Below are 20,682 nucleotides of genomic sequence, written 5' to 3' on the forward strand. Positions count from 1 at the left end.
CCGCGCCCGCGCCCGACGCCCGACCCGCCGCCTACCCCTCCGAACCGAAGAGGTCGAGGAACTCGGCGGCGAAGGCCGCCGCGTGGGCGGCGGCGATCGGCTGCCACAGGGTGTCCGAGGCCTCGTCCTTGCCGCTGAGCAGGTCCGAGATGCCCCGGATCACCAGGGGCTGCGTGTCCGAGGACAGGTAGGCGCTGCGCAGGAAGCCGTAGCCCTCCATCTCCACCGCGACCGCGTCCCCGCAGTGCTTGCGCAGCCGCTCGGCGGTGAGCGCGTCCCGGTGCGCCACGACCTTGTTCCCCGAGGCCACCGGCTTGACGAAGGCCCGGGGCGGGTTCGGGAGGGGGCTCGTCAGCGCACGCCGGGGCCACTCCTGGCGGAACGCCACATCCATGGCCCGCTGCACGGCGGCGTAGGACGGGGCCGCCGTCTTGGCCCGTGAACCGAAGCCCTCCCCGTCCTCCTTCCCCGTCTCGTAGTCGTAGATCGCGTCGGCCACCACCACGTCACCGAGCCGGACGTCCTTGATGCCGCCGGCCACCCCGACGAACAGGATGACCTCGGGGGCGAAGGCCGTACGCGCCCTCTCCAGGGACACCCCCGCGTCCACGTTGCCCGGCCCGACCTGGGCCAGGGCGACCCGGCGCGACCGCCGGGCCCCGCTGAGCGTGCCGACCCGGTAGAGGGTCCCGTTCTCGCCGCGTTCCTCGAACGGGCCGGTCAGGTGCGCGGCCACCGCCGCGTACTCGCTCGCGATGGCGGTGATCACCACCGCGTCCGCCACCGCACCCCGCCGGGTGTGCCGGCCGCCGGACGGCGCTGCTGACGGCTCGGGCGTGGCGGGCCCCTTGTTGACGGTGGTGTTGCCGGAGCCGAAGTTCATGCCGTCGGCGTTCTGTGTGCCATACGACTGGTTTCCGTAGTTGTGGCCGCCCATGGTGCTGTCTCCCTACCTCGAACCGTGACTCTGCCTGTGGGTGGGTGCCCGGGGCCGTGCGCGTGTCGTCCGCACACGTGCACGGCCCCGGGCGGGGAGGACCTAACTCCGGTCCGGGCCGCCCGAACCTCCGCTGCCGGCCCCCTTGTTGACGGTGGTGTTGCCGGGGCCGAAGTTCATGCCGTCGGCGTTCTGCGTGCCGAAGACCTGGTTGCCGGAGTTGTTGTTGATGTTCTGGAGGATCTGGGCGACCTGCGCGGTGCTGTAACCCGCCTCCCGCAGCACCTCCCGGATGCAGACGAACACCTTCTCTGGAACGGTCTCGGTGACCCGCCTGACGTCGTGCGCCTGGAAGAGCTGGTCCAGCCGGGTCGTGGCCGACCGGGCCCGGATGCCCATCCGGGGGGAGTAGTCGAAGAAGTCCTGGTGGGCCCGCGCCCAGGCGTACAGCTTGTTGTTCGCGTTGGTGGCGACCCTGGACCTGTTCCACGCGAGGGCCTCCGCCGGCAGGGCCCAGAGGTTCTCCGGGACGCCGCGGAGCGAGGCCCAGAGCAGCTGTGCCACGCCCGCCGGATCGGAGCCGAGGGGGAGGGGCCCGGAGGGGACCTGGTGGCCGGGGGAGATCGGGGGCATCACCATGGTCTCGCCCTCGACGCGCAGGAGCCCGCCCTGGGTGGTCAGCCTGACGAACACGGTGACCACGACCTGGCTCTCCCACATGCTGACGCCGATCTCCAGGAAGTGCCGGGCGCGCTCGTGGAAGGCCTCGACGAATCCGCTGATCCACTCCTCCCGCAGCGCCCACCGGCCCGTGTCGATCAGGGCCGGGGCCAGGACGGTGATGTCGTCCTGCCGGACCCCCGGGAGGAACACGCAGTCGGCCACCTCGACCTCGCGCCGGGTGGTGGTCAGGGTGCCCTCGGTGCCGGTGAGCAGGGGCATCTCGGTGCGCAGCCTGTCGTAGAGGCGCTCGATCAGGGCGGCGCCCGCCACCGTGGGACCGGTTTCGCCCGCGTCCCGCACAGCCTCGCCCACGGTGCCCGCGGCATCCGCGGCCCCGTCCGGCCCGTCCTGTTCCGGTGGTGGCGACGTGTGCTCGTTGACGACCTTGGCAGGGAGGAGCTTGAGCGTCACCGGCCAGGACTCGTAGGGCACCCCGGCGCCGACGAAGGGCATGAAGTCGCTGTAGAAGGCCACCGGGACGGTGCCGACACCGCTGCCCTTCCAAGGGCGGTCCGCCCCTGCCCGGATGGCCAGGAGCGCGGTGTTGGTCCTCAGCCGCACCCAGTAACCGAGTCCCACCACCGCGGCGAGCAGCAGGAGAAAGGCCAGCCAGGACGGAATCAGGCCGCCCGTCCCCCCGTCGCCCGAGTCCTGGGCGAAGCCGTCGGAGGTGCCGAAGGGGTCGTCGGCGCCCATGCCCGAACCGGTGAACGGTTCCAGCAGGGCGCCGAGCACCGCGAACACCACGGTGGAGCCGACCAGCAGGATGAGGGTCCAGGCCACGCAGCCCAGCCGCGCCGTCGATCCCCGGTGGGCGCGGTAGCGTGCCACACCGCCCAGGATGGCGGACAGGGCGAGGGCGGTGACCCCGGCGAGGAAGTTGAAGAGGAGGAGGAAGACGGCGAGGCCGAGGAACCAGGCGCCCGCAGCGGCCCGGACGTTGCGCGCCCTCCGGCACTCCTCGGTGACCCGCGCGGCGTCCAGCCCGGGCTCCCGGGCCAGTGTGCGGCTGGGGTTCTCCTGTCGTTCCCGGAGGACGTCGGCGCGGAAGGAGGCGTCCGTCCAGGCCGCGCAGCTCAGACGGGTGGTCGAGTCGTACTGGGGGGCTCCGGCCGCGGCCTCCACGCCCGACACGGGCACGGGGGCGGGCCCGGGTCGCCCGTCGGGACTGTGGGGGTGGTGCCCGCCGGGTGGGCCGGCCGCCTGCCGGTCGGAGTGCCCGCGGTGCTCTGCTCGTGGTTCGGTCACGACTGGCTCCTTCGGATTCCGGGTGCGCCTCACGGCGCCCGGTCCCGGATGGATGGGGAAACGGGGGGTGCGGGGTGACCTGAGCGGAGGTCCTTGGTGCTGGTCGCCGCCACGGGGCTTCTCGTCGCGGGTGCGTCAGGGGCCGGGTGCGGGAGCGGCGCCGGGGACCCGGCCGGACTCCCACGCGGTGTCGAAGATCCGCAGCGCGAAGTCGTACAGGGAACCGGATCGGTGCGCGACGATACACGGGGACCTTCTGCCGTGTGCCCCGTTCTGGTACAGCGTGAGGAAGACGAGATTGTCGGTGGCGATGATCCGGTACAGGTGCGGCAGTTCGTAGAACCTGATCTCGGTGTTGGCCAGGTCCCGGGTGGCCTCGGACAGGTAGTGGAAGTTGGCGAGTACCTGCTCGGAGAGCAGACCGCGACCGAAACCGGGGTCGAGCGCGATCAGCTCGGCCTCCCGCCGGTCGAGCCAGGACAGCGGGCCCCCGTCGTGGCGGGCTGCGGCGGAGCCCGGGGCCTCCCCCGGAACCTCCCCGGAGACGTCGGAGGAGGACCGGGTGGAGGCCGGGTCGGGCAGGAGCACCCGGACGTGGTCCGGCGGCCGTCCTCCGCCGCTCCACAACGGCGCGAAGCCGTCCCGGGTGAGTTCGTTCCCCCGCCCGACCATGACGCGGAGCCAGCGCGCCCGGCTGATCTCGCCGGACAGTGCGGCCTTCGCGTCGTCCTGGTGCCGGTGGACCCGCAGCACTCCGAGCCCGCTGAGCCGGGAGACCGCGGCCAGGAGCCACCAGCGCAGACGCCGGGACAGCAGGCCCCCGAGCCCGACGGTGACAGCCGTGGCGGCCAGCGAACTGGTGACGCCGAGCATGAATTCCGTCAACGTGGGCTCCTCGTGTGGGGTCCGGCTGGTCCTCGATCGGTAGGGAATTTTTCTGGTCATCTTGACCTTAATGGGAGTCCGAGTTTAGGTCAAGTTGACCTTGAGTAGGTTGGCAGGATGACGCACAGCGCCCCACCAGCCGTTCCGCGGTACCCCGTCTCCGTCACGGTCGACCTGGTCATCTTCACCGTCCGGGACGACGCGCTCCACGTGCTCCTCGTCGAACGCGGCAAGGAGCCCTTCCTGGGCGGCAGCGCGCTGCCCGGCGGCTACGTACGCCCCGAGGAGGGCCTGGACCAGGCCGCGCTCCGCGAACTCCGGGAGGAGACGGGCCTGGACGGCGGACGGCTCCACCTGGAGCAGTTGCGGTCCTACGGGGCCCCCGGCCGCGACCCGAGGGGCCGCGTCATCACCGTGGCCTACCTGGCGCTGGGTCCGGACCTGCCCGCCCCCGTGGCGGGAACCGACGCCGCCCACGCCTTCTGGGCCCCGGTGGGGGAGGCCCTGCGGGCGGGCTTCGGCCTCTCCTTCGACCACGGGGTGATCCTGGCCGACGCGGTCGAGCGCGCCCGCTCCAAACTGGAGTACACGACCGTGGCCACGAGTTTTTGCCGGGAGCCCTTCACGGTCAGCGACCTGCGGCACGTCTACGAGGTGATCTGGGGGATCTCCCTGGACCCCAGCAACTTCCGCCGCAAGGTCACGAGGACGGCGGGCTTCCTCCAACCGACGGGCGAGCGCCGGGCCGCCGAGACGGGCCGCCCCGCCGCCCTCTACCGCTTCGGCGGGGCCGAGGTGATGTACCCGCCGCTCCTGCGCTCGGGGGACATCACCGGTCGGGCTCCGGAGAGCGGGCCGGGCGGGGGGTGAGACGGTCCCGGGGACGGCAGGAACGCCGGAGCCGCGGGGCCGACGCCCCGGGACCTGCCGGCCCCGGGGTAGAACCGGGTTCGGTCGGCGTGGTTGGCTACCGTCATGTTCGCCATCACCGCAGCACGCATCGCACCCGAGGACCCGCTCTCCGGACTGGAGGCGGGCGAACGCCCCGACCCCGAACCCCGCGAGGGGTGGACGGTGGTCGACGTGAGGGCGGCGGCCCTCAACCACCACGACCTGTGGAGCCTGCGCGGCGCGGGGCTCAGCGAGAAGAGCCTGCCGATGGTCCTGGGCACCGACGCGGCCGGTGTCGACGAGGACGGCAACGAGGTCATCGTGCACGGGGTCATCGGCGACCCCGCGGCAGGAGGCGGTGACGAGACCCTCGACCCCCGCAGGTCGCTGCTCTCGGAGGTGTACGACGGCGCCCTCGCCCAGAGGGTCGCCGTGCCCCGCCGCAACCTGGTGCCCAAACCGCCGGAACTGAGCTTCGAGGAGGCCGCCTGCCTGCCCACCGCGTGGCTCACCGCCTACAGCATGCTCTTCGGCAAGGCCGACCTGCGGCCCGGTTCGACCGTGCTGGTGCAGGGCGCGGGCGGCGGGGTGTCGGCGGCACTCATCCGCCTGGCGTCGCACGTCGGGCACCGCGTGTACGCCACCAGCCGCAGCGACGCCAAGAGGGAGCGGGCCCTCGCCCTGGGCGCCCACGCGGCGCTGCCCACGGGCGAGCGGCTGCCGGAGAAGGTCGACGCCGTCTTCGACTCGGTCGGCCAGGCCACCTGGGCGCACTCGCTGCGCTCCCTCAAACCGGGCGGCGCGGTCATCACCTGCGGCGCCACCAGCGGCGACGCACCCCCGGCCGAACTCAACCGGGTGTTCTTCCTCCAGCTGCGGGTCATCGGCTCCACCATGGGCACCCGGGAGGAGCTGGACGCGCTGGCGCGGATGTGCGCCCGGACCGGGGTGCGCCCCGAGATCGACCGGGTGCTGCCCCTGGCGCGGGCCGAGGAGGGTTTCCGGGCGATGCTCGACGGCGACCTCTTCGGCAAGGTCGTCTTCACGGTCTGACCCCGCACGGCGCGGCCTTCCGGCCGGGTCGGCGGTGACCGCACCCGTCGCGGGCCTGCGGGTGCCCCCGCCCCGGAGCCACCGGGGCGGGCCCCCTGACTCCGGGACGGGGCCGACCCCGGGGTGAACCACGTAAGTCGAAAAGGGACAATGGTGGCTGATAGCGGCTGCGGTCGGGATCAGATGCTGATCATGAGCCGATGGCCGCTGGGGAGCACTTCTTCGGCGCGGTAGCCGGACCATCGGTGCAGAGCCGGGGCCCTCATCACCGCGTGCTCGGGCCGCCCCACAGCGCCCACGGACCGGCGCCTCCTGCAATCCGCATACCGATCGTGTCCAGGCCGCTTTGGGGCGGCAGATGTCGCACGGTCTTGTGCCTCTCCGCCGGGCTCTGCCGGTCGCTCAAGGCGTCCTGGACCCGCTCAAGGGGTGTGCCATTCCGCTGCCCTTCCTGTCGTTGTCGCATCGGTGTGTTCCGGTGAGTGGTCCCCGCGTTCTCGGGTGAGTGCTCCGTTCTGCGCGGCGGCCGTGCCGACCGGGGAGACGAAGCATGTCCAGGCGTGCCCGGACAGCCGGTCGTGCGCCAGAGGGTGGGTCAGCGTGCCCTGCGATAGCTCGCGATCGCAGGGCTGCCCGCTGCAATCCCAGCGAAGAGCGCCGCCCCGATGGGCCACACAACCCATGAGTCGTCCCAGGCGTTGCCGATGAAGCTCCAGGCGAGGTAGATCGCGGCGAGGAACGGCCAGTAGAACACCGCGATCACGCCGACGACGCTGCGCTCTCCGCCGCTGCCACGGGTGAGTTGCCCGGTGACGGTGTGCGCCCAGGTCTGGGGCAGCAGTATCCCGAGTCCGGCCGCGACGATGGCGAGTACGACCACGACGCCGATGACGGTCCATGCGTCGCCCCGGGGTGAGCTGTCCGTGAAGAGCGCGACGGCGATGAGTGGCAGGGGGGCCAGGATCCAGAGTGCGATCGCGACCCGCAGGGCGCGGGTGCGACCGCCGTTGTTCCGTCCGGCCAGCGCGTCGGCCCAGCGGGTGACTTCGGGGTTGACGGAGAAGTGGCCCTCCGTGATGCATCTGTGGGGCGCGGTCTCACGCGAGGCGGTGACCAAAAGCATCACCCCGATAGCGACCAGCACGAGCAGGGCCAGGATTCCGGTGAACGCCCCGGCGGCGTTGCCGAGGGCGAGCACGCCGGACTCTGCGGCGACCGGGAGCGCGATCAATGCTGTGGGTGAGAGTACGAAGAGCACGACCGCTGTGCTGGTATGGAAGCGGGTACGGCGCTGCGCGTCGGCGTAGTCCTGGGCTTCTGCGAGGGTCACGGGCGGGTACCGAGGGGGCGCGGGGGCCGTTCCGGCGTCAGCGGCAGCAGCCGGTGTCGGGGTGATGTCGGCGGTGATACCGAGGACCGGCGCGACCTCTTCGAGGCTGCCGAAGTCGCGGATGACGCGTCCGACCGCCTCGTTCTCGGTGTGGCCCTCGGCGATGAGGGTCGTGTAGGCGTCCTCCATCATGCCTTGCAGCTCGGCCTTGGCCTCGAGCAGGCGCGGGGTCTGTGGGTAGGTGCTGAACATCGTGTCCAGATAGGAGTTGACGACGTTCACGGGGAGTCTCCTTCGCTGGCTATGTCGATGAATTTGTCGACGACGGACTTCGTGCTGTGCCACTCCTCGATCTTGGCGTCGAGGTGGGCGAGGCCCATGCCTGTGATGCGGTAGTAGGTGCGCGCTTTGCCGGAGGGTGCGATGTCGGCGGATGAACTGACGTGGCCGCTGGATTCGAGCCGTTTTACTGCCGAGTAGAGGGTGGTCTGCTTGATGGCGTAGTCGCCGCCACTGATCGCGGTGATGCGCTGGGCGAGCTTGTACGCGTAGGACGGGCCGTGGCGCAGCAGGGAGAGCACAATGAGGTCGACGTAGCCGCGGATGGCGTCGGCGCTGATCACGAGAACGCTCCTGTTCATCCTTGGCTCCTTAGTACCTCGACCGTACTACGTCTGTCGTAGTACGACAAGCCCGTGACCGAACTGCCGGTGTGTCGGGATCGCCGCCCGCCAAGGGTCCGCCGAGCGGTACCCGGGCTGGCGAGGACCCGGACGTGGTGACGGGGGCGGTTCTGGTGGAGGCCGGTGATCGAGTAGTCGGTATTCGTCTCTTCCCGCACCATGTGATTACTCTGCGTGGCGATCGGGGCGTAGGCGCCGAACCGGGAGATGCGGGCGCACATGTAGGGGGAGAGTGCAACCAGGTCCTCGGCGGTGGCCTTGGCGATGTCGATGTGGCGGTTGCACACCACCGGCAGCTCCCGGGCGGTGATCCCGGCGATGCGGCGCGCGGCCTCGGTGGTGCCAGCCCGGCCAGTGGGCGGTGCGGCCCACGATCCCCAGCAGCGACCGCTCTGGCAGGCAGGCCTCGATCGCCGCGGCCTGCCTCGGCGCAGAAGGCCTCCGGACGGCGCTCGTACTTCTCCCAGGGCAGTAGGCGCTCGGTCCAGTCGGTGTACTCGTTCGGCCCGGCCACGGTGATGTCGCCGGTGCGCAGCTCCTCGGGCAGGTAGCAGAAGACCATCGCCTCGAAGCGGCGCCGCTCAACCAGGCCGGGGAGGCACTGGTCGCACACCCCTCCCGCCGCCAGGTACCCGCGGCGAAGCCCAGCCCCGAACCGGGGCCGGTGGGCGGGGGCAGGGAGATGAAGTCGCGCCGCTTGGCAGCGTACTCCCGCGCGGCCAGCACCGAGTCGTCCGACGGGGTCGCCCCCAGCTCCAGCGGGGAGACGAGGTCGAACACAACCTCCCGGTCCTTGCGGAAGGACCGGTGCACCAGCACCTCGCGGTTGTCGCCGTGCAAGGCCGACACCCCCTCGATGTCGGTGAACTGGGCGCCACCCCCTCCAGCCAGAGGTCGGTGTCCCCGATCTCATCCACCTGGACCAGGTGGACGGCCTGGGCCTTGTAGCCGGAGGCGAGAGCGGGCCGCAGCGGGTTCACCGGACCGCAACCGGCAGGGGAGGGATCAGCGCCTCTCAGCGGTTCGCGACGGGCTCAGGGGTGGCGCTGCCCCTTCCGGGTTTACTTGGTTCGCCCCACCCCGGGAGGACACCGGGCCCGACCACGCGGGAGGGCCGGGACGCCCACGGCGCCCCGGCCCTCCTCGGCTGCGGTCAGTCGGCCTACCCGCCGTCCCCGCCCCGCGCGCTACTCGTCGTCGTCCTCGTCCTCGTCACGGCGGCGCTTCTTCTTGCCGTCCCGGCCCGGGCGCAGCAGCGCCTCGGCCAGGGCGAGCACCGTCTCCTCCAGGGACGAGAACCGCTTGGTGATGTCGTCGTGCGAGTTCTCGACCGCCTCGGTGACGGTCTCCTCCAACTCGTGGCGGTCCGGACGCTGCTTGAGCTCGCGCAGCACAGGGCCCACCGCCGAGGTGACGTGCTCGTCGATCTCGTCCAGCTTGCCGGAGTGGTCCAGCTGCGGCCGGTCGACCAGGTCGGTCAGGCGGCGGTGCAGCTCGCTGACCTCCATGGTCTGCGGCAGCTGGTTGAGCCGCTGGTTGAGCGCCTCCAGCCGGTCGTCGATGGCCTCCATGCGGCCGTCCACGCCGTCGAAGTGCCCGCTGACACCCTCGAACTGGCCCTCGACGCCGTTGAGCCGGCCGTCCACGCCGTCCAGGCGGCCGTTGACACCGTCCATCCGGCCGTCGATGCGGTCGATCTTGCCCTCGACGGACTCGAAGCTGCCCTCGAAGTGCCCCTCGAAGCTGTCGAACCGGTCGGTCAGGCGACCCAGCTCGTGGTCCACCTTGCCGGTGATCTGCGAGAGGTGGTTGTCGACCTTGCCCGTCAGGGCCTCGCGCTGGCGCTCCAGGCGCTCGTCCAGCGCGCTGCGGTGCGACTCGACCTGCCCGGTGAGCGCCTCGGTCAGCGTCCGGTGCCGGTCCTCGGTCTCCGCGGACAGCGTGGTGCCGGACTCCTGCACGAACTCGCGCAGCTGCGCGAACCCGGCGGTGACCCGCTCGGAGTCCTCGGAGATCCGCGCGCCCAGGGCGTCGGTGCGCTCGGCCAGCGCCTCGCCCAGCCGCTCGGACGCGGCCTCCGCCTGCTCCCGGGTCTCGGTCCGGCCCAGCTCCATCTCCTCGCTGAGACCGGCCAGGCGCTGGCGCAGGTGGGCGCGCAGCTCGGCGAGCGACGACTCGTGGTTCTCCCGCAGCTTGGCGAGCGACCCCGTGACGTCGGCGACGGCGGCGGTGGCCTCCGCGTGGTTCTCCTCGGCCTGGGTGCTGAGGTAGCCGACGCTCTCGGTGACCTTGGCGGTCAGCTTCTCGTGCTTCCCGGCCAGCGCCTCGTGGCGCTCGCCGGACGCGGACGCCAGGGCGGTGAGCTCCCCGGCCAGGGCGGTGGTGCGCTCGCCCAGCTCGCCGGTGTTCTCCTGGAGACGGGCCAGTAGCGCCTCGTGCTGCTCCGCGGTGCGCTCCTCCAGGGAGGTGCGCAGCTCGGCCGTGCGCTCCTCCACGGCGGTGCGCAGCTCGGTGGCCCGCTCCTGCGCGAACGCGCGCAGCTCGACGGAGGTCTCCTCGACCTTGGCGGTGACGGTCTCGCCCAGGCGGGTGTCGGCGGCGGTGAGGGCCTCACGGCTCTCGGCGAGGGCGCCCTCCAGGCTCTCGCGCCCGGCCTCGACGGCCGCGGTGATCTCGGTCCGCCCGGCGGCCAGCGCCTCGGCCAGCTCGGTACGGCTTTCGGTCAGGGAACCGGAGAGTTCGGTACGGCTCTCGGCCAGCGCGGTGACGACGGCCTCGTGCCTCTCCCCGGAGACCTCCGACAGCGCGGACAGCGACGCCTCGACGGCCTCGGTCTTGGCGGTGAGGGAGGCGAGGGCGGTGTCGAGGGCGTCCAGGCGCGAGCCCACGGTCTCGCTCAGACCGTTCAGGCGCTCACCGAGGTCGGTGACCTGGTCGGCTGTCCGGTTCCCGTTCTCGGCCAGCCGTTCGAGGCGGGTGAGAGTGGTGTCCAGGTGGCCGGCGATGCGCTGGGTGTCGGCCCGCAGGGTCGGCATGTCCGACAGCGGCTTGACCTGCTGCCCGACGACCTCTATGTGCTCGGCGAGGGTCTCGGCCCACTCCGGCGGGCGGGCCAGGAAGTCGTCGATGCGTCCGTTGACCGTGGTGACGGCCTCGGCGAGGGAGGTGAGCTCGCGCTCGCGCAGCTCGCGGAGCAGCCACTCCATCCCTTCGAGGCGCTGGCGCACCTCCTCGCTGACCGCGCCCTGCGACTTCTGCTCGGAGACGTGCTCCTGTGCGGCCTGGGAGAGCAGGTCGCGCATCCGGTCGGAGACACCGGACTGACCTCCCGCGTTGAGGAAGTTGTGGTTGGTCTGTTCCACCGAGGTGCTCCTTTGGTTCTGGCGCTCCCGTGCCCATACGGGGGAGTGGAGGGTTCCGGACGGGTCGGGTTCTCGATGGTCCCCGGGCGGGCGGCGCTCCCGCGGCGGTTACCGGCCCTTCGTGACTGGAGTGTGACTTTCCGTATATGTCCGAGACAGGGTCAGGGAACTGACCGAAACTCGGGACAGGCCACCCCCATGAGCCTTCCGGGTGAATCCATGAGAAGGAAAAGACTTCAGCGGTCGCCAGTTTAACGACCGGGGCTCCTCCGCCCCCAGGGGAGGGCGAAAGATCTGGGTGAGAGAGGTAACGATATGGGGTCCTTCCCCCCGCCATCGGGCAGGCGGCAGGCGCGGGCGCCGCCGTCGGATCACCCCGAGGAGGCGGGGTCCACCTCGCGGCACAGCAGGCAGAAGGGCCGGTCGCCGATCCTGGTGAGGACGACCGTCACCGACTCCGGACCGGAGGCCCGCAGATCGCGGCGCAGCTTCTCCGTGTCCACCGCCGATCCGCGTTTCTTGATCGTTACCGTTCCGGCGTCCAGTGCACGCACCGCAGACCTCAGACGCTTCAACGAGAACGGCAGCACCTCCACCACCTCCAGCACCCGCCACAGCGGGGACACGGCCGCCGTGTCCGCGGTGAAGTACGCGATCCGCTCGTCCAGCAGCGCCCCGCCCACCCGGGCGGCGGCCTCCGCCACCAGGTGCGACCGCACCACGGCCGGGTCGGGGTCGTACAGGTAGCGCCGCGCCGGGGCCACGGGAGCCGGCCCCAGGCCCGGGTCCGCGTCCAGGTGGGCGACCGCCCCCTCGCGGGCCAGGAGCCCCTCCCGCTCGTGCAGGACCGTCGCCCGCCGGCGCACGCCCGACGCGCGGGGCCCGCCCTCCGCGGCGTCCCCGGCCAGGGCGCCGAACCACAGCGCCGTCTCCTTCAGCTCGCCGTCCACCGAGATCCACTCCGCCGTCGCACCGCCGGGCAGGACCTCGTGCGGGATGCCGGGCGCCGCCTTCAGGCACGCGGCGTCCGCACCCTCCGCGAGCTCCGTCGCCACGTCCCACGGAGGGGAGTAGGCGGCGGGATCGAAGACCCGGCCGCGCCCGCCCCGTCTCGCCGGGTCGCAGAACAACAGCGGGTAGCGGCCCACCGCGGCCGCGTCGGCCTCGCCCTCGCGGACCCGGGCCAGGCCGGACAGGCCCAGGGCCTCGATGTTGGCGCGGGCCACCGCCACCGTCAGCGGATCGGAGTCCACACCCTCCACCGGGACGCCGCGACCGGCCAGCGCCAGCAGGTCGGCGCCGATCCCGCAGCACAGGTCGCCCGCGACGCCGCCCTCCGGCACCGCCCCGGCCACCGCCGCCGTCCGATCCGCCCGGTAGTCGGCCACCACGCGCCGGGTGGACTGCTCCAGGCCGTTCGGGGTGAAGAACATCCGCCCGGCGCGGTCGCCGAACTTGGCCCGGCCGCGCTCGCGGAGGGAAACCTGGGTCAGGAGCGCGTTCACGAGCTCCGAGACGGGTAGGTCGGGTGCGAGGGCGGCCACACGGGGGTCGGCGCGCAGCAGGGACGCCGCTCCCAGCTGGTCCCGGACGGCGCTCCCCGGATCGACGTCCGCCAGCACCTCCCGGCCCGCGTCGGTGAGCAGCGCCTCGAAGGCGGGCACGCGCATGGGTTCCCCTCAAGCGTCGAAGAGCGGTCGGCGAGGAGCGGCCCCCTGCCCCGCGGGGCCCGCGGGGCGCCACGGCGCGGTCGGCGGAGCGGGGCGCCCGGCGGAACTCCCTGACCGGGGGTCACGTTCTCATTTCCATTCTGGCACTCTCGGGGGTAGAGTGCTAATCGCGACGACGCCGGTCTGGCACCCGCGACGACAGGCCGCCTCTGTCGCCCCTTTTTCGCAGTCGGTCCGTGCATCAGCACGGGCCGGAGCCAGTACACCGCAACTTTGAAGGGGGAGGTCACACCGTGTCGACCGCCACCAAGACCGTGTTGAAGCCGCTCGAGGACCGCGTCGTGGTCAGGACGCTGGAGGCCGAGCAGACCACCGCTTCCGGTCTGGTCATCCCGGACACCGCCAAGGAGAAGCCCCAGGAGGGCGAGATCCTCGCCGTGGGTCCCGGCCGTTGGGACGACGAGGGCGACAAGCGCATCCCGCTCGACGTCAAGGTCGGCGACGTCGTCCTCTACAGCAAGTACGGCGGCACCGAGGTCAAGTACGACGGCCAGGAGTACCTGGTCCTCTCCGCCCGCGACCTGCTCGCGGTCGTCGAGAAGTAGGTCTCGACGGGGCCCGGTCCGCCGGGCTCGGAGCCAGGCATCCCGCACCGGTCGGCATATCGCCGGGCGGGGCGGGATGCTCCTTTTCGACCAGCCTCAAGAGGAAGCACCCACATGCCGAAGATCCTGGAGTTCGAGGACGACGCCCGTCGTGCCCTCGAACGGGGCGTCGACCGCCTCGCCAACGCCGTCAAGGTGACGCTCGGCCCGCGCGGCCGCAACGTCGTCATCGACAAGAAGTTCGGTGCCCCCACCATCACGAACGACGGTGTGACCGTCGCCCGTGAGATCGAGCTGGACGACCCCTACGAGAACCTGGGCGCCCAGCTGGTCAAGGAGGTCGCCACCAAGACCAACGACGCCGCCGGTGACGGCACCACCACCGCGACCGTCCTGGCCCAGGCCCTCGTCCGCGAGGGGCTGCGCAGCGTCACCTCCGGCGGGTCCCCGCTCTCCCTCAAGAAGGGCATCGACGCCGCGGCCGCCCGCGTCTCCGAGATCCTCCTGGAGCGCGCCCGCCCCGTCGAGGAGCGTGAGGACATCGCCTACGTGGCGACCAACTCCGCCCAGGACGCCCAGATCGGCGACCTGATCGCCGAGGCGTTCGACAAGGTCGGCAAGGACGGCGTCATCACGGTGGAGGAGGCCCCCACCTTCGGGATGGACCTCGACTTCACCGAGGGCCTCCAGTTCGACAAGGGCTACGTCTCGCCCTACTTCGTCACCGACGGCGACCGCCAGGAGGCGGTGCTGGAGGACGCCCTCATCCTGATCAACCAGGGGAAGATCAGCAGCCTCAACGAGCTGCTGCCCCTGCTGGAGAAGGTCGTCCAGAGCAAGAAGCCGCTCCTGATCATCGCCGAGGACATCGACGGCGACGCGCTGGGCGCCCTGGTGCTCAACAAGATCCGGGGCACGCTCAACGTGGCCGCCGTCAAGGCACCCGGCTTCGGTGAGCGCCGCAAGGCCATGCTCCAGGACATCGCCGTCCTCACCGGCGGCCAGGTCATCGCCGAGGAGGTCGGCCTGACCCTGGAGAACGCCGACCTCGACGCGCTGGGCAGCGCCCGCCGCACCGTCATCACCAAGGACGCGACCACGGTCGTGGACGGTGCAGGCGAGCAGTCCGAGATCGACGACCGCGTCCGCCAGATCCGCAAGGAGATCGAGGCGAGCGACTCCGACTGGGACCGCGAGAAGCTCCAGGAGCGTCTGGCCAAGCTCGCGGGCGGCGTGTCCGTCCTGCGCGTCGGTGCCGCCACCGAGGTGGAGCTCAAGGAGAAGAAGCACCGCCTGGAGGACGCCATCTCGGCGACCCGCGCGGCCATCGAGGAGGGCATCGTCGCCGGTGGCGGCGCCTCCCTGGTGCACGCGGCCTCCGCCCTGGACGACCTCGGCCTGACCGGCGACGAGGCCACCGGTGTGGCGATCGTGCGCCGCGCCCTGGTCGAGCCCGCCCGGTGGATCGCGGAGAACGCGGGCGCCGAGGGCTACGTCGTGACCCACCGCATCTCCGAGCTGGAGGTCGGCCACGGTTACAACGCGGCCAAGGGCACCTACGGCGACCTGGCCGCCGAGGGGATCATCGACCCGGTCAAGGTCTCCCGTTCGGCCGTCCAGAACGCCGCGTCCATCGCGGGCATGCTCCTGACCACCGAGGTCCTGGTGGTGGACAAGCCCGAGGACGACGCGGACGACCACGGCCACGGCCACGGTCACTGACCACGCGCCGCAGGCCCGGTGACGGGCCCGGCGTGAGCTCGGCCCGGGGGCGGGACACGACAGTGTCCCGCCCCCGCGCACTACCACGCGTATCCCACCTTTCACTCTGGAGTGGGTGGCGTTTTCGGACGATTTTCCCAAAACGTAACCATTCCGTAGTTGGTGATTGGAGCGGTTGGGTCCCGCAGTGGGGGCATCATTCCTAACGTGACGGATGCAGGCGCCCGGGGGGGCGCTACCGCGCAGCGGCCAAGAACGCACGGGCAGGCGGACTCCGCGGCCCGCGAGACAGGATTGAACCATCTGGGGTCGCTCGCGGTCCGGGGGGACGACGGGGCCATGGACTCGCTGTTGCGCGAGGTCCGGCCCATGGTGGTGAGGTACTGCCACGCGCGCCTCGCCCGGGTCTCGGGCCTGGCCCACCACTCCGACGACGTGGCGCAGGAAGTGTGCATCGCCCTGCTCTCGGCGGTACCGCGCTACCAGGACCGGGGCCGGCCCTTCGCGGCCTTCGTGTTCGGGATCGCCGCCCACAAGGTCGCCGACACCCTGCGTGTCGCGGGCAGGGTGGAGACGGTGCCCACCGACGCGGTGCCCGAGCAGGCCGACGACGGCCCGGGGCCGGAGGAGTCGGCGGTGCGGGTGATCGAGGCCCAGCGCGCGAGGGAACTTCTGGACGAGCTGCCCGAGCAGCAGCGCAAGCTCCTGGTGATGAGGGTGATCGCAGGACTGACAGCGGATGAGACGGGACATGTACTGGGAATGTCGGCGGGCGCGGTACGGGTCGCCCAGCACCGAGCTATTGCTCGGCTTCGGCAGGTGGCCGTGGCGAACCGCCTCCTCCCCTGAGCGCGGCGGGCGCCCCCGCCCCGGCCATCGCGTGTGCCCCGACCGGCCGCGGGCCCACGGCCACTGCCGCTACCCCGGCCCGGCCGCCCGCCGCCGCTCCCACTGGCACTGAGTCCCGCCGCGCCGCACGACCCGGACGGCCGCCCCGCGGCCCCGGGGCCTCCGGTGCCCCGCCCCGGAAGCCGCCGGCCCGGAGCCGCGCAGAACGGGCGAGGGCCGGGCAGACGCCCTTCCGCAGGACCGGGCCCAAACCGTGATCCCGCTCACTTTCGCCCCGTGGTGACGGGTCAAACACCTCTTTCCACCGGGGCGGCACAGGTCGACGACCTAGGATGAGACGACACGCGGGGGCGAACCGCGCAGGTGTGCCGGGAAAGCGGAGGTTGTGTCATGGGCCAGGAGTACAGCGACTACGGGGACAAACTGCTACCGCCGGGGTTGACCTACGACGACGTGCTCCTCGTACCGGCCTACTCCGACCTCCAGCCCGGTGACGTGGACACCACCACCCGGCTGTCCCGCAACATCACCCTGACCATCCCCCTGCTCTCCGCGGCGATGGACACCGTCACCGAGGCGCGGATGGCCGTGGCCATGGCGCGCCAGGGCGGCGCGGGCGTCCTGCACCGCAACCTCTCGGCCGAGGACCAGGCCAGCCAGATCGACCTGGTCAAGCGCTCCGAGGCCGGTATGGTCACCGACCCCGTCACCTGTCAGCCGGAGGACGACCTCGCCGAGGTCGAGCGCCTGTGCGCCCACTACCGGATCTCCGGTGTCCCCGTCACCGACGCCTCCGGCACCCTCGTCGGCATCGTCACCAACAGGGACATGCGCTTCGAGAGCGACCGCACCCGGCTGGTCCGCGACGTCATGACCACTGAGAACCTGGTCACCGCCCCCGTCGGCGTCAGCCGCGCGCAGGCCTTCGAGCTGCTCCGCAAGCACAAGGTCGAGAAGCTGCCCCTGATCGACGGGCAGAACCGCCTGCGCGGCCTGATCACCGTCAAGGACTTCATCAAGAGCGAGCAGTTCCCCGACGCCACCAAGGACGCCGACGGGCGCCTGGTCGTCGGTGGCGCCGTCGGCGTCGGAGCCGAGGCCGAGGAGCGCGCCAGGCTGCTCGTCGAGGCCGGGGTCGACTTCGTCGTCGTGGACACCGCGCACGGCCACTCCTCCGGGCTCGCCGACATGATCGCCAAGCTCAAGGCCAACTCCCGCGCCGACATCGTCGCGGGCAACGTCGCCACGCGGGCCGGGGCCCAGCTGCTCGTCGACGCCGGAGCCGACGCCGTCAAGGTCGGCGTGGGTCCCGGCTCCATCTGCACCACCCGCATCGTCGCCGGTGTCGGCGCGCCGCAGCTCACCGCCATCCTGGAGGCCGCCAAGGCCTGCGGCCCGGCGGGCGTGCCGCTCATCGCGGACGGTGGGCTCCAGTACTCCGGCGAGATCGCCAAGGCCATCGCCGCGGGAGCCAGCACGGTCATGCTCGGCAGCCTGCTCGCGGGCGTCGAGGAGAGCCCGGGCGAGCTCATCTTCATCAACGGCAAGCAGTTCAAGGCCTACCGGGGCATGGGATCGCTCGGAGCCATGCGCGGCCGCTCCTTCTCCAAGGACCGCTACGCCCAGGCCGACGTCGCCTCCGAGGACAAGCTCGTCCCCGAGGGCATCGAGGGCCAGGTGCCGTTCCGCGGACCGCTCCAGGCGGTCGCCCACCAGCTCGTCGGGGGCCTCCACCAGTCCATGTGGTACGCGGGGACCCGCACCGTGGCCGAGCTCCGCGAGCGCGGCCAGCTGATGCGGATCACCAGCGCCGGACTGCGCGAGAGCCACCCGCACGACATCAAGATGACCGTCGAGGCGCCCAACTACAACGCGCGCTGACGAGCACGGCGCTGACGGCGCGGGCCGCCCGGGGGACTCCTCCCGGGCGGCCCGTTCGCCGTGTCCCCCCGTGGGTGGCTCCCTCCCGCAGGACGGGCCGGGCACCGCCCACCGGAGGCCTCACACGGCCATGACGCGCAGCGGCGCGGTCCGCGGGCCCCCGGCCGAGTCGTAGCGTTCCCAGGCGTCGGCGATCCTCCGCACGGCCGTGGCCAGGCTCTCCTCCGGGGCGAGGAAAGGCAGGCGCAGCCACGCGGATCCGCCGCCCCCGGCGCACAGCGCGGACCCGGGCATCAGCGCCACCCCGTGGCGGAGCGCGACCTGAGCGAACGACGCAGAGTCGCCGTGCGGCATGCGGACCCACAGGGTCTGTCCGCCCCGCGCGGGCGTGTAACGCCAGTCCGGCAGCCGGTGGTCCAGTTCGGCCGCCAGCCGGTCGTGCCGTCGGCGCAGCTCCGTCCGGCGCCGCCGCACGAGCGCGTCGGGTGAGCGCAGCAGCCGCGCGGCGGCGAGCTGGGAGGCGACGTCGCCTCCCACATCGGTGAGGGTCTTGGCGCGGCGCAGCCGGTCCATCAGGGGAGGCAGGGCGCGGATCCAGCCCACCCGCAGCCCGCCCCAGGCCACCTTGCTCATCGAACCGACCGTGACGATCCGCTCCCCGCCGGGACAGGCGGCCAGCGGACTCGGCGCGGGGTCCTCGAACCCCAGGTCCACCATGGTCTCGTCGTCGACGACGAGCAGTCCGTGCGCACCGGCCGCCGTGGCGATCCGCCGCCGGTCCAGGGGCGCCAGGAGGGTCCCGGTCGGGTTGTGGAACGAGGGCACCAGGTAGGTCAGGGCCGGTCCGTCGGCCATCGCGGCCAACAGGCCGGGCACGTCGGGGCCCTCCGCTCCCACGTCGACCGTGCGCACCACGGCCGCCGCCTCGCTGAACAGGGCCAGCGCGCCCGGGTAGGTGGGCTGCTCGGCGACCACGGTGTCACCGGCCACGACGTGGCAGCGCACCAGCAGGTCCAACGCCTGCTGGGCTCCGGTGGTGACGAGCACCTCGTCGGGGGAGGTGGGCAGGCCGCGCGCGGTGAACCGGTCGGCGATGGCGGCACGCAGTTCCGGAAGGCCCGCCGGGTGGTAGCCGATGTCGTCGGAGAACCCGGCCAGCTCCTCGACGGCCTCGCGGTAGGCCGCGCCCAGTTCGGGCGGCGGGGCGTCGGGGGCCGCGCAGGTCAGGACCAGGGACGCGGCGGGCGGTTCGAACATGCTGAGGAACAGGGAGCCGTCGTGCGGCCGCCCTCCCGCGCCCGGCGCCGGGTCGCCCTGGGGCGCCACCGCGGTACCGCTGCCCCGTCGGCGGACCACGACACCCTCGTCCCGCAGCAGGTCGTAGGCCCTCACGACCGTCCCGCGTCCCACGCTGAGCCGCGCGGCCAGGGGCCGTTCGGCGGGCAGTCCCGTGCCCGGGGGGAGCGCCCCGTCCTCGGCCAGGGCGCGGATCCTGGCAGCCAGGAGCCGGTAGAGCGGCTCGCGTCCGGCCGCCCATCGGCCGAGCAGGGAGGTCAGGTCGTCGGCGTGGATCGGATCGCTCATGCGGCCAATGGTGGCGGATTGGCTCTGTCCTCGGGGCCGCGCCGCCGACAGCCTGGAACGCATGGCAACGCATCCCGACACCAGGACCGTCCACCACCCCGTCCCCCCGACCGAGGGCAGCACGCCGCTGGGCGTACCCCTCTACCAGGCGCACACCTTCGCCTTCGCCGACACCGACACCATGGCCGCGGCCTTCGGAGACTCGGACGCCCCCTACGTCTACGCCCGTTACGGCAACCCGACCGTGGCCGCGCTGGAGGCCGCGGTGGCCGATCTGGAGGGCGGCGCCGGAGCCGTCGCGTCCAGCTCGGGGATGGGAGCCATCTCCTCCACCCTGTGGTCGCTGCTCGGCACGGGCGGCCACGTGGTCGCCCAGAACCGTCTGTACGGCGGAACGCAGGGACTCCTGGACGCTCTGCGCGAGCGCTGGGGCGTCCGGGTCACCCTGGTCGACGCCGGAGACCCCGACGAGGTACGGGAGGCGCTGCGCCCGGACACCCGTGTCCTCTACCTGGAGACCATGGCCAACCCCACCGGACGGGTCGCGGACCTGCCGGCGCTGACCGCGCTCGCCCGCGAGGCCGGGGCGATGACGGTCGTGGACAACACCTTCGCCACGCCTCTGCTGTGCCGTCCCATCGAGCACGGTGCGGACGTCGTCGTGCACTCGGCGACCAAGTACATGGGGGGCCACTCCGACACCATCGGAGGCGTCACGGTGTTCGCCGACCCCGAGGTGCTGCGCGCCGTCCGCGAGCAGACCGCCGAGTACGGGGCCGTCCTCGACCCCTTCGCGGCCTGGCTGGTCAGCCGAGGGCTGCGGACACTGGGCCTGCGCGTGGCCCGGCACTGCGCGAACGCCCAGGTGATCGCGGAGCGGTTGGCCGCCCACCCGGCGGTCGCCGCCGTGCACTACCCGGGCCTGCCCGACGACCCCGGTCACGCCACCGCGCGCCGGATCCTGGACGGCGGCTTCGGCGGCGTGCTCGCCTTCGAGCCGGTCGGCGGGCGCCCGGCGGGGCGGGCCTTCGCCGAGGGGGTGCGGCTGGCCGCGCTCGCGCCCTCCCTCGGCGACGTGCGCACCCTGGTCATGCACCCGGCGAGCACGTCGCACCGCGAACTGGACGCCGGGCAGCTGGCCCGCGCCGGGATCTCCGAGGGACTGATCCGCATCAGCGTCGGCATCGAGAACGTCGAGGACCTGTGGGCGGACCTGGAGCAGGCGCTGTCCTGAGGCGTGCCCACCGGAGCGTCCGGGA

At 72.3% G+C, this 20,682-nt stretch carries 16 protein-coding genes; 7 read left to right on the forward strand and 9 right to left on the reverse strand.

The features are described from left to right. Positions 1-31: 31 nt before the first annotated feature. From ACFWTE_RS06280 to ACFWTE_RS06290, 3 genes are all read right to left on the reverse strand, one after another. Entirely contained in the window at positions 32-937 is a 906-nt protein-coding gene (locus ACFWTE_RS06280) for a phosphorylase (RefSeq protein ID WP_378778264.1), read from the reverse strand. A 102-nt stretch (positions 938-1,039) separates the two neighbouring features. Next, positions 1,040-2,908: a hypothetical protein gene (locus ACFWTE_RS06285; protein ID WP_378778265.1), complete on the reverse strand. Its 1,869-nt coding sequence runs from the start codon at positions 2,906-2,908 to the stop codon at positions 1,040-1,042. 135 nt (positions 2,909-3,043) lie between these two features. After that, positions 3,044-3,793 carry a hypothetical protein gene (locus tag ACFWTE_RS06290; protein ID WP_378778266.1) on the reverse strand — a complete coding sequence of 250 codons (750 nt, stop codon included), beginning with the start codon at positions 3,791-3,793 and terminating at the stop codon, positions 3,044-3,046. Between the two features lie 117 nt (positions 3,794-3,910). Here ACFWTE_RS06290 and ACFWTE_RS06295 point away from each other — a divergent pair, with 117 nt between their 5' ends. Both ACFWTE_RS06295 and ACFWTE_RS06300 read left to right on the forward strand, forming a co-directional pair. Further along, a complete protein-coding gene (locus ACFWTE_RS06295) occupies positions 3,911-4,663 on the forward strand; it encodes an NUDIX domain-containing protein (protein ID WP_378778267.1) in 753 nt (250 codons plus the stop codon). 105 nt (positions 4,664-4,768) lie between these two features. After that, positions 4,769-5,737, forward strand: coding sequence for a zinc-binding dehydrogenase (locus ACFWTE_RS06300; protein ID WP_378778268.1), 969 nt, complete (start codon positions 4,769-4,771; stop codon positions 5,735-5,737). Between the two features lie 595 nt (positions 5,738-6,332). Here the strand turns inward: ACFWTE_RS06300 and ACFWTE_RS06305 are convergent. The 5 genes from ACFWTE_RS06305 to ACFWTE_RS06325 form a co-directional block, all read right to left on the reverse strand. Beyond that, positions 6,333-7,349 carry a permease prefix domain 1-containing protein gene (locus ACFWTE_RS06305; RefSeq protein ID WP_378778269.1) on the reverse strand — a complete coding sequence of 339 codons (1,017 nt, stop codon included), beginning with the start codon at positions 7,347-7,349 and terminating at the stop codon, positions 6,333-6,335. Then, positions 7,346-7,708 (reverse strand): PadR family transcriptional regulator, encoded by a 363-nt coding sequence (locus tag ACFWTE_RS06310; RefSeq protein ID WP_378778270.1) that lies wholly within the window; start codon positions 7,706-7,708, stop codon positions 7,346-7,348. The genes ACFWTE_RS06305 and ACFWTE_RS06310 overlap by 4 nt, the downstream gene beginning before the upstream one ends. Continuing rightward, complete coding sequence (locus tag ACFWTE_RS06315) at positions 7,705-8,040, reverse strand: hypothetical protein (protein ID WP_378778271.1); 336 nt, start codon at positions 8,038-8,040, stop codon at positions 7,705-7,707. The genes ACFWTE_RS06310 and ACFWTE_RS06315 overlap by 4 nt, the downstream gene beginning before the upstream one ends. 897 nt (positions 8,041-8,937) lie before the next feature. Next, positions 8,938-11,112 (reverse strand): hypothetical protein, encoded by a 2,175-nt coding sequence (locus ACFWTE_RS06320; RefSeq protein ID WP_378778272.1) that lies wholly within the window; start codon positions 11,110-11,112, stop codon positions 8,938-8,940. Between the two features lie 371 nt (positions 11,113-11,483). Further along, positions 11,484-12,782: an SAM-dependent methyltransferase gene (locus ACFWTE_RS06325; protein WP_378778273.1), complete on the reverse strand. Its 1,299-nt coding sequence runs from the start codon at positions 12,780-12,782 to the stop codon at positions 11,484-11,486. Between the two features lie 293 nt (positions 12,783-13,075). On the opposite strand from ACFWTE_RS06325, the gene groES reads away from it, so the two are divergent. The 4 genes from groES (at position 13,076) to guaB (ending at position 17,839) form a co-directional block, all read left to right on the forward strand. After that, entirely contained in the window at positions 13,076-13,387 is a 312-nt protein-coding gene (groES, locus tag ACFWTE_RS06330; protein WP_267948087.1) for a co-chaperone GroES, read from the forward strand. Positions 13,388-13,501: 114 nt separating this feature from the next. Next, on the forward strand, positions 13,502-15,109 hold the full coding sequence (groL, locus tag ACFWTE_RS06335) for a chaperonin GroEL (RefSeq protein WP_378778274.1): 1,608 nt from the start codon (positions 13,502-13,504) through the stop codon (positions 15,107-15,109). A 207-nt stretch (positions 15,110-15,316) separates the two neighbouring features. After that, complete coding sequence (locus ACFWTE_RS06340) at positions 15,317-15,958, forward strand: sigma-70 family RNA polymerase sigma factor (RefSeq protein WP_378778275.1); 642 nt, start codon at positions 15,317-15,319, stop codon at positions 15,956-15,958. A 390-nt stretch (positions 15,959-16,348) separates the two neighbouring features. Beyond that, the gene (gene guaB, locus ACFWTE_RS06345) at positions 16,349-17,839 is read left to right on the forward strand and encodes an IMP dehydrogenase (RefSeq protein WP_378778276.1); all 1,491 of its coding nucleotides are present in this window, start codon (positions 16,349-16,351) and stop codon (positions 17,837-17,839) included. Between the two features lie 120 nt (positions 17,840-17,959). On the opposite strand, the gene ACFWTE_RS06350 is transcribed toward guaB, so the two are convergent. Further along, positions 17,960-19,423 (reverse strand): PLP-dependent aminotransferase family protein, encoded by a 1,464-nt coding sequence (locus tag ACFWTE_RS06350; protein ID WP_378778277.1) that lies wholly within the window; start codon positions 19,421-19,423, stop codon positions 17,960-17,962. 61 nt (positions 19,424-19,484) lie between these two features. Between ACFWTE_RS06350 and ACFWTE_RS06355 the strand changes: the two genes are divergently transcribed. Next, positions 19,485-20,657 (forward strand): trans-sulfuration enzyme family protein, encoded by a 1,173-nt coding sequence (locus ACFWTE_RS06355; RefSeq protein ID WP_378778278.1) that lies wholly within the window; start codon positions 19,485-19,487, stop codon positions 20,655-20,657. Positions 20,658-20,682: the final 25 nt, after the last annotated feature.

Source organism: Nocardiopsis sp. NPDC058631, from assembly GCF_042716955.1.
GTDB lineage: Bacteria > Actinomycetota > Actinomycetes > Streptosporangiales > Streptosporangiaceae > Nocardiopsis.

Coding starts and splice junctions, on each gene's coding strand:
- ACFWTE_RS06280 (WP_378778264.1), bottom strand. CDS start 937: ATGGGCGGCCACAACTACGGAAACCAGTCGTATGGCACACAGAACGCC.
- ACFWTE_RS06295 (WP_378778267.1), top strand. CDS start 3,911: ATGACGCACAGCGCCCCACCAGCCGTTCCGCGGTACCCCGTCTCCGTC.
- ACFWTE_RS06300 (WP_378778268.1), top strand. CDS start 4,769: ATGTTCGCCATCACCGCAGCACGCATCGCACCCGAGGACCCGCTCTCC.
- ACFWTE_RS06310 (WP_378778270.1), bottom strand. CDS start 7,708: ATGAACAGGAGCGTTCTCGTGATCAGCGCCGACGCCATCCGCGGCTAC.
- ACFWTE_RS06325 (WP_378778273.1), bottom strand. CDS start 12,782: ATGCGCGTGCCCGCCTTCGAGGCGCTGCTCACCGACGCGGGCCGGGAG.
- groL (WP_378778274.1), top strand. CDS start 13,502: ATGCCGAAGATCCTGGAGTTCGAGGACGACGCCCGTCGTGCCCTCGAA.
- guaB (WP_378778276.1), top strand. CDS start 16,349: ATGGGCCAGGAGTACAGCGACTACGGGGACAAACTGCTACCGCCGGGG.
- ACFWTE_RS06350 (WP_378778277.1), bottom strand. CDS start 19,423: ATGAGCGATCCGATCCACGCCGACGACCTGACCTCCCTGCTCGGCCGA.
- ACFWTE_RS06355 (WP_378778278.1), top strand. CDS start 19,485: ATGGCAACGCATCCCGACACCAGGACCGTCCACCACCCCGTCCCCCCG.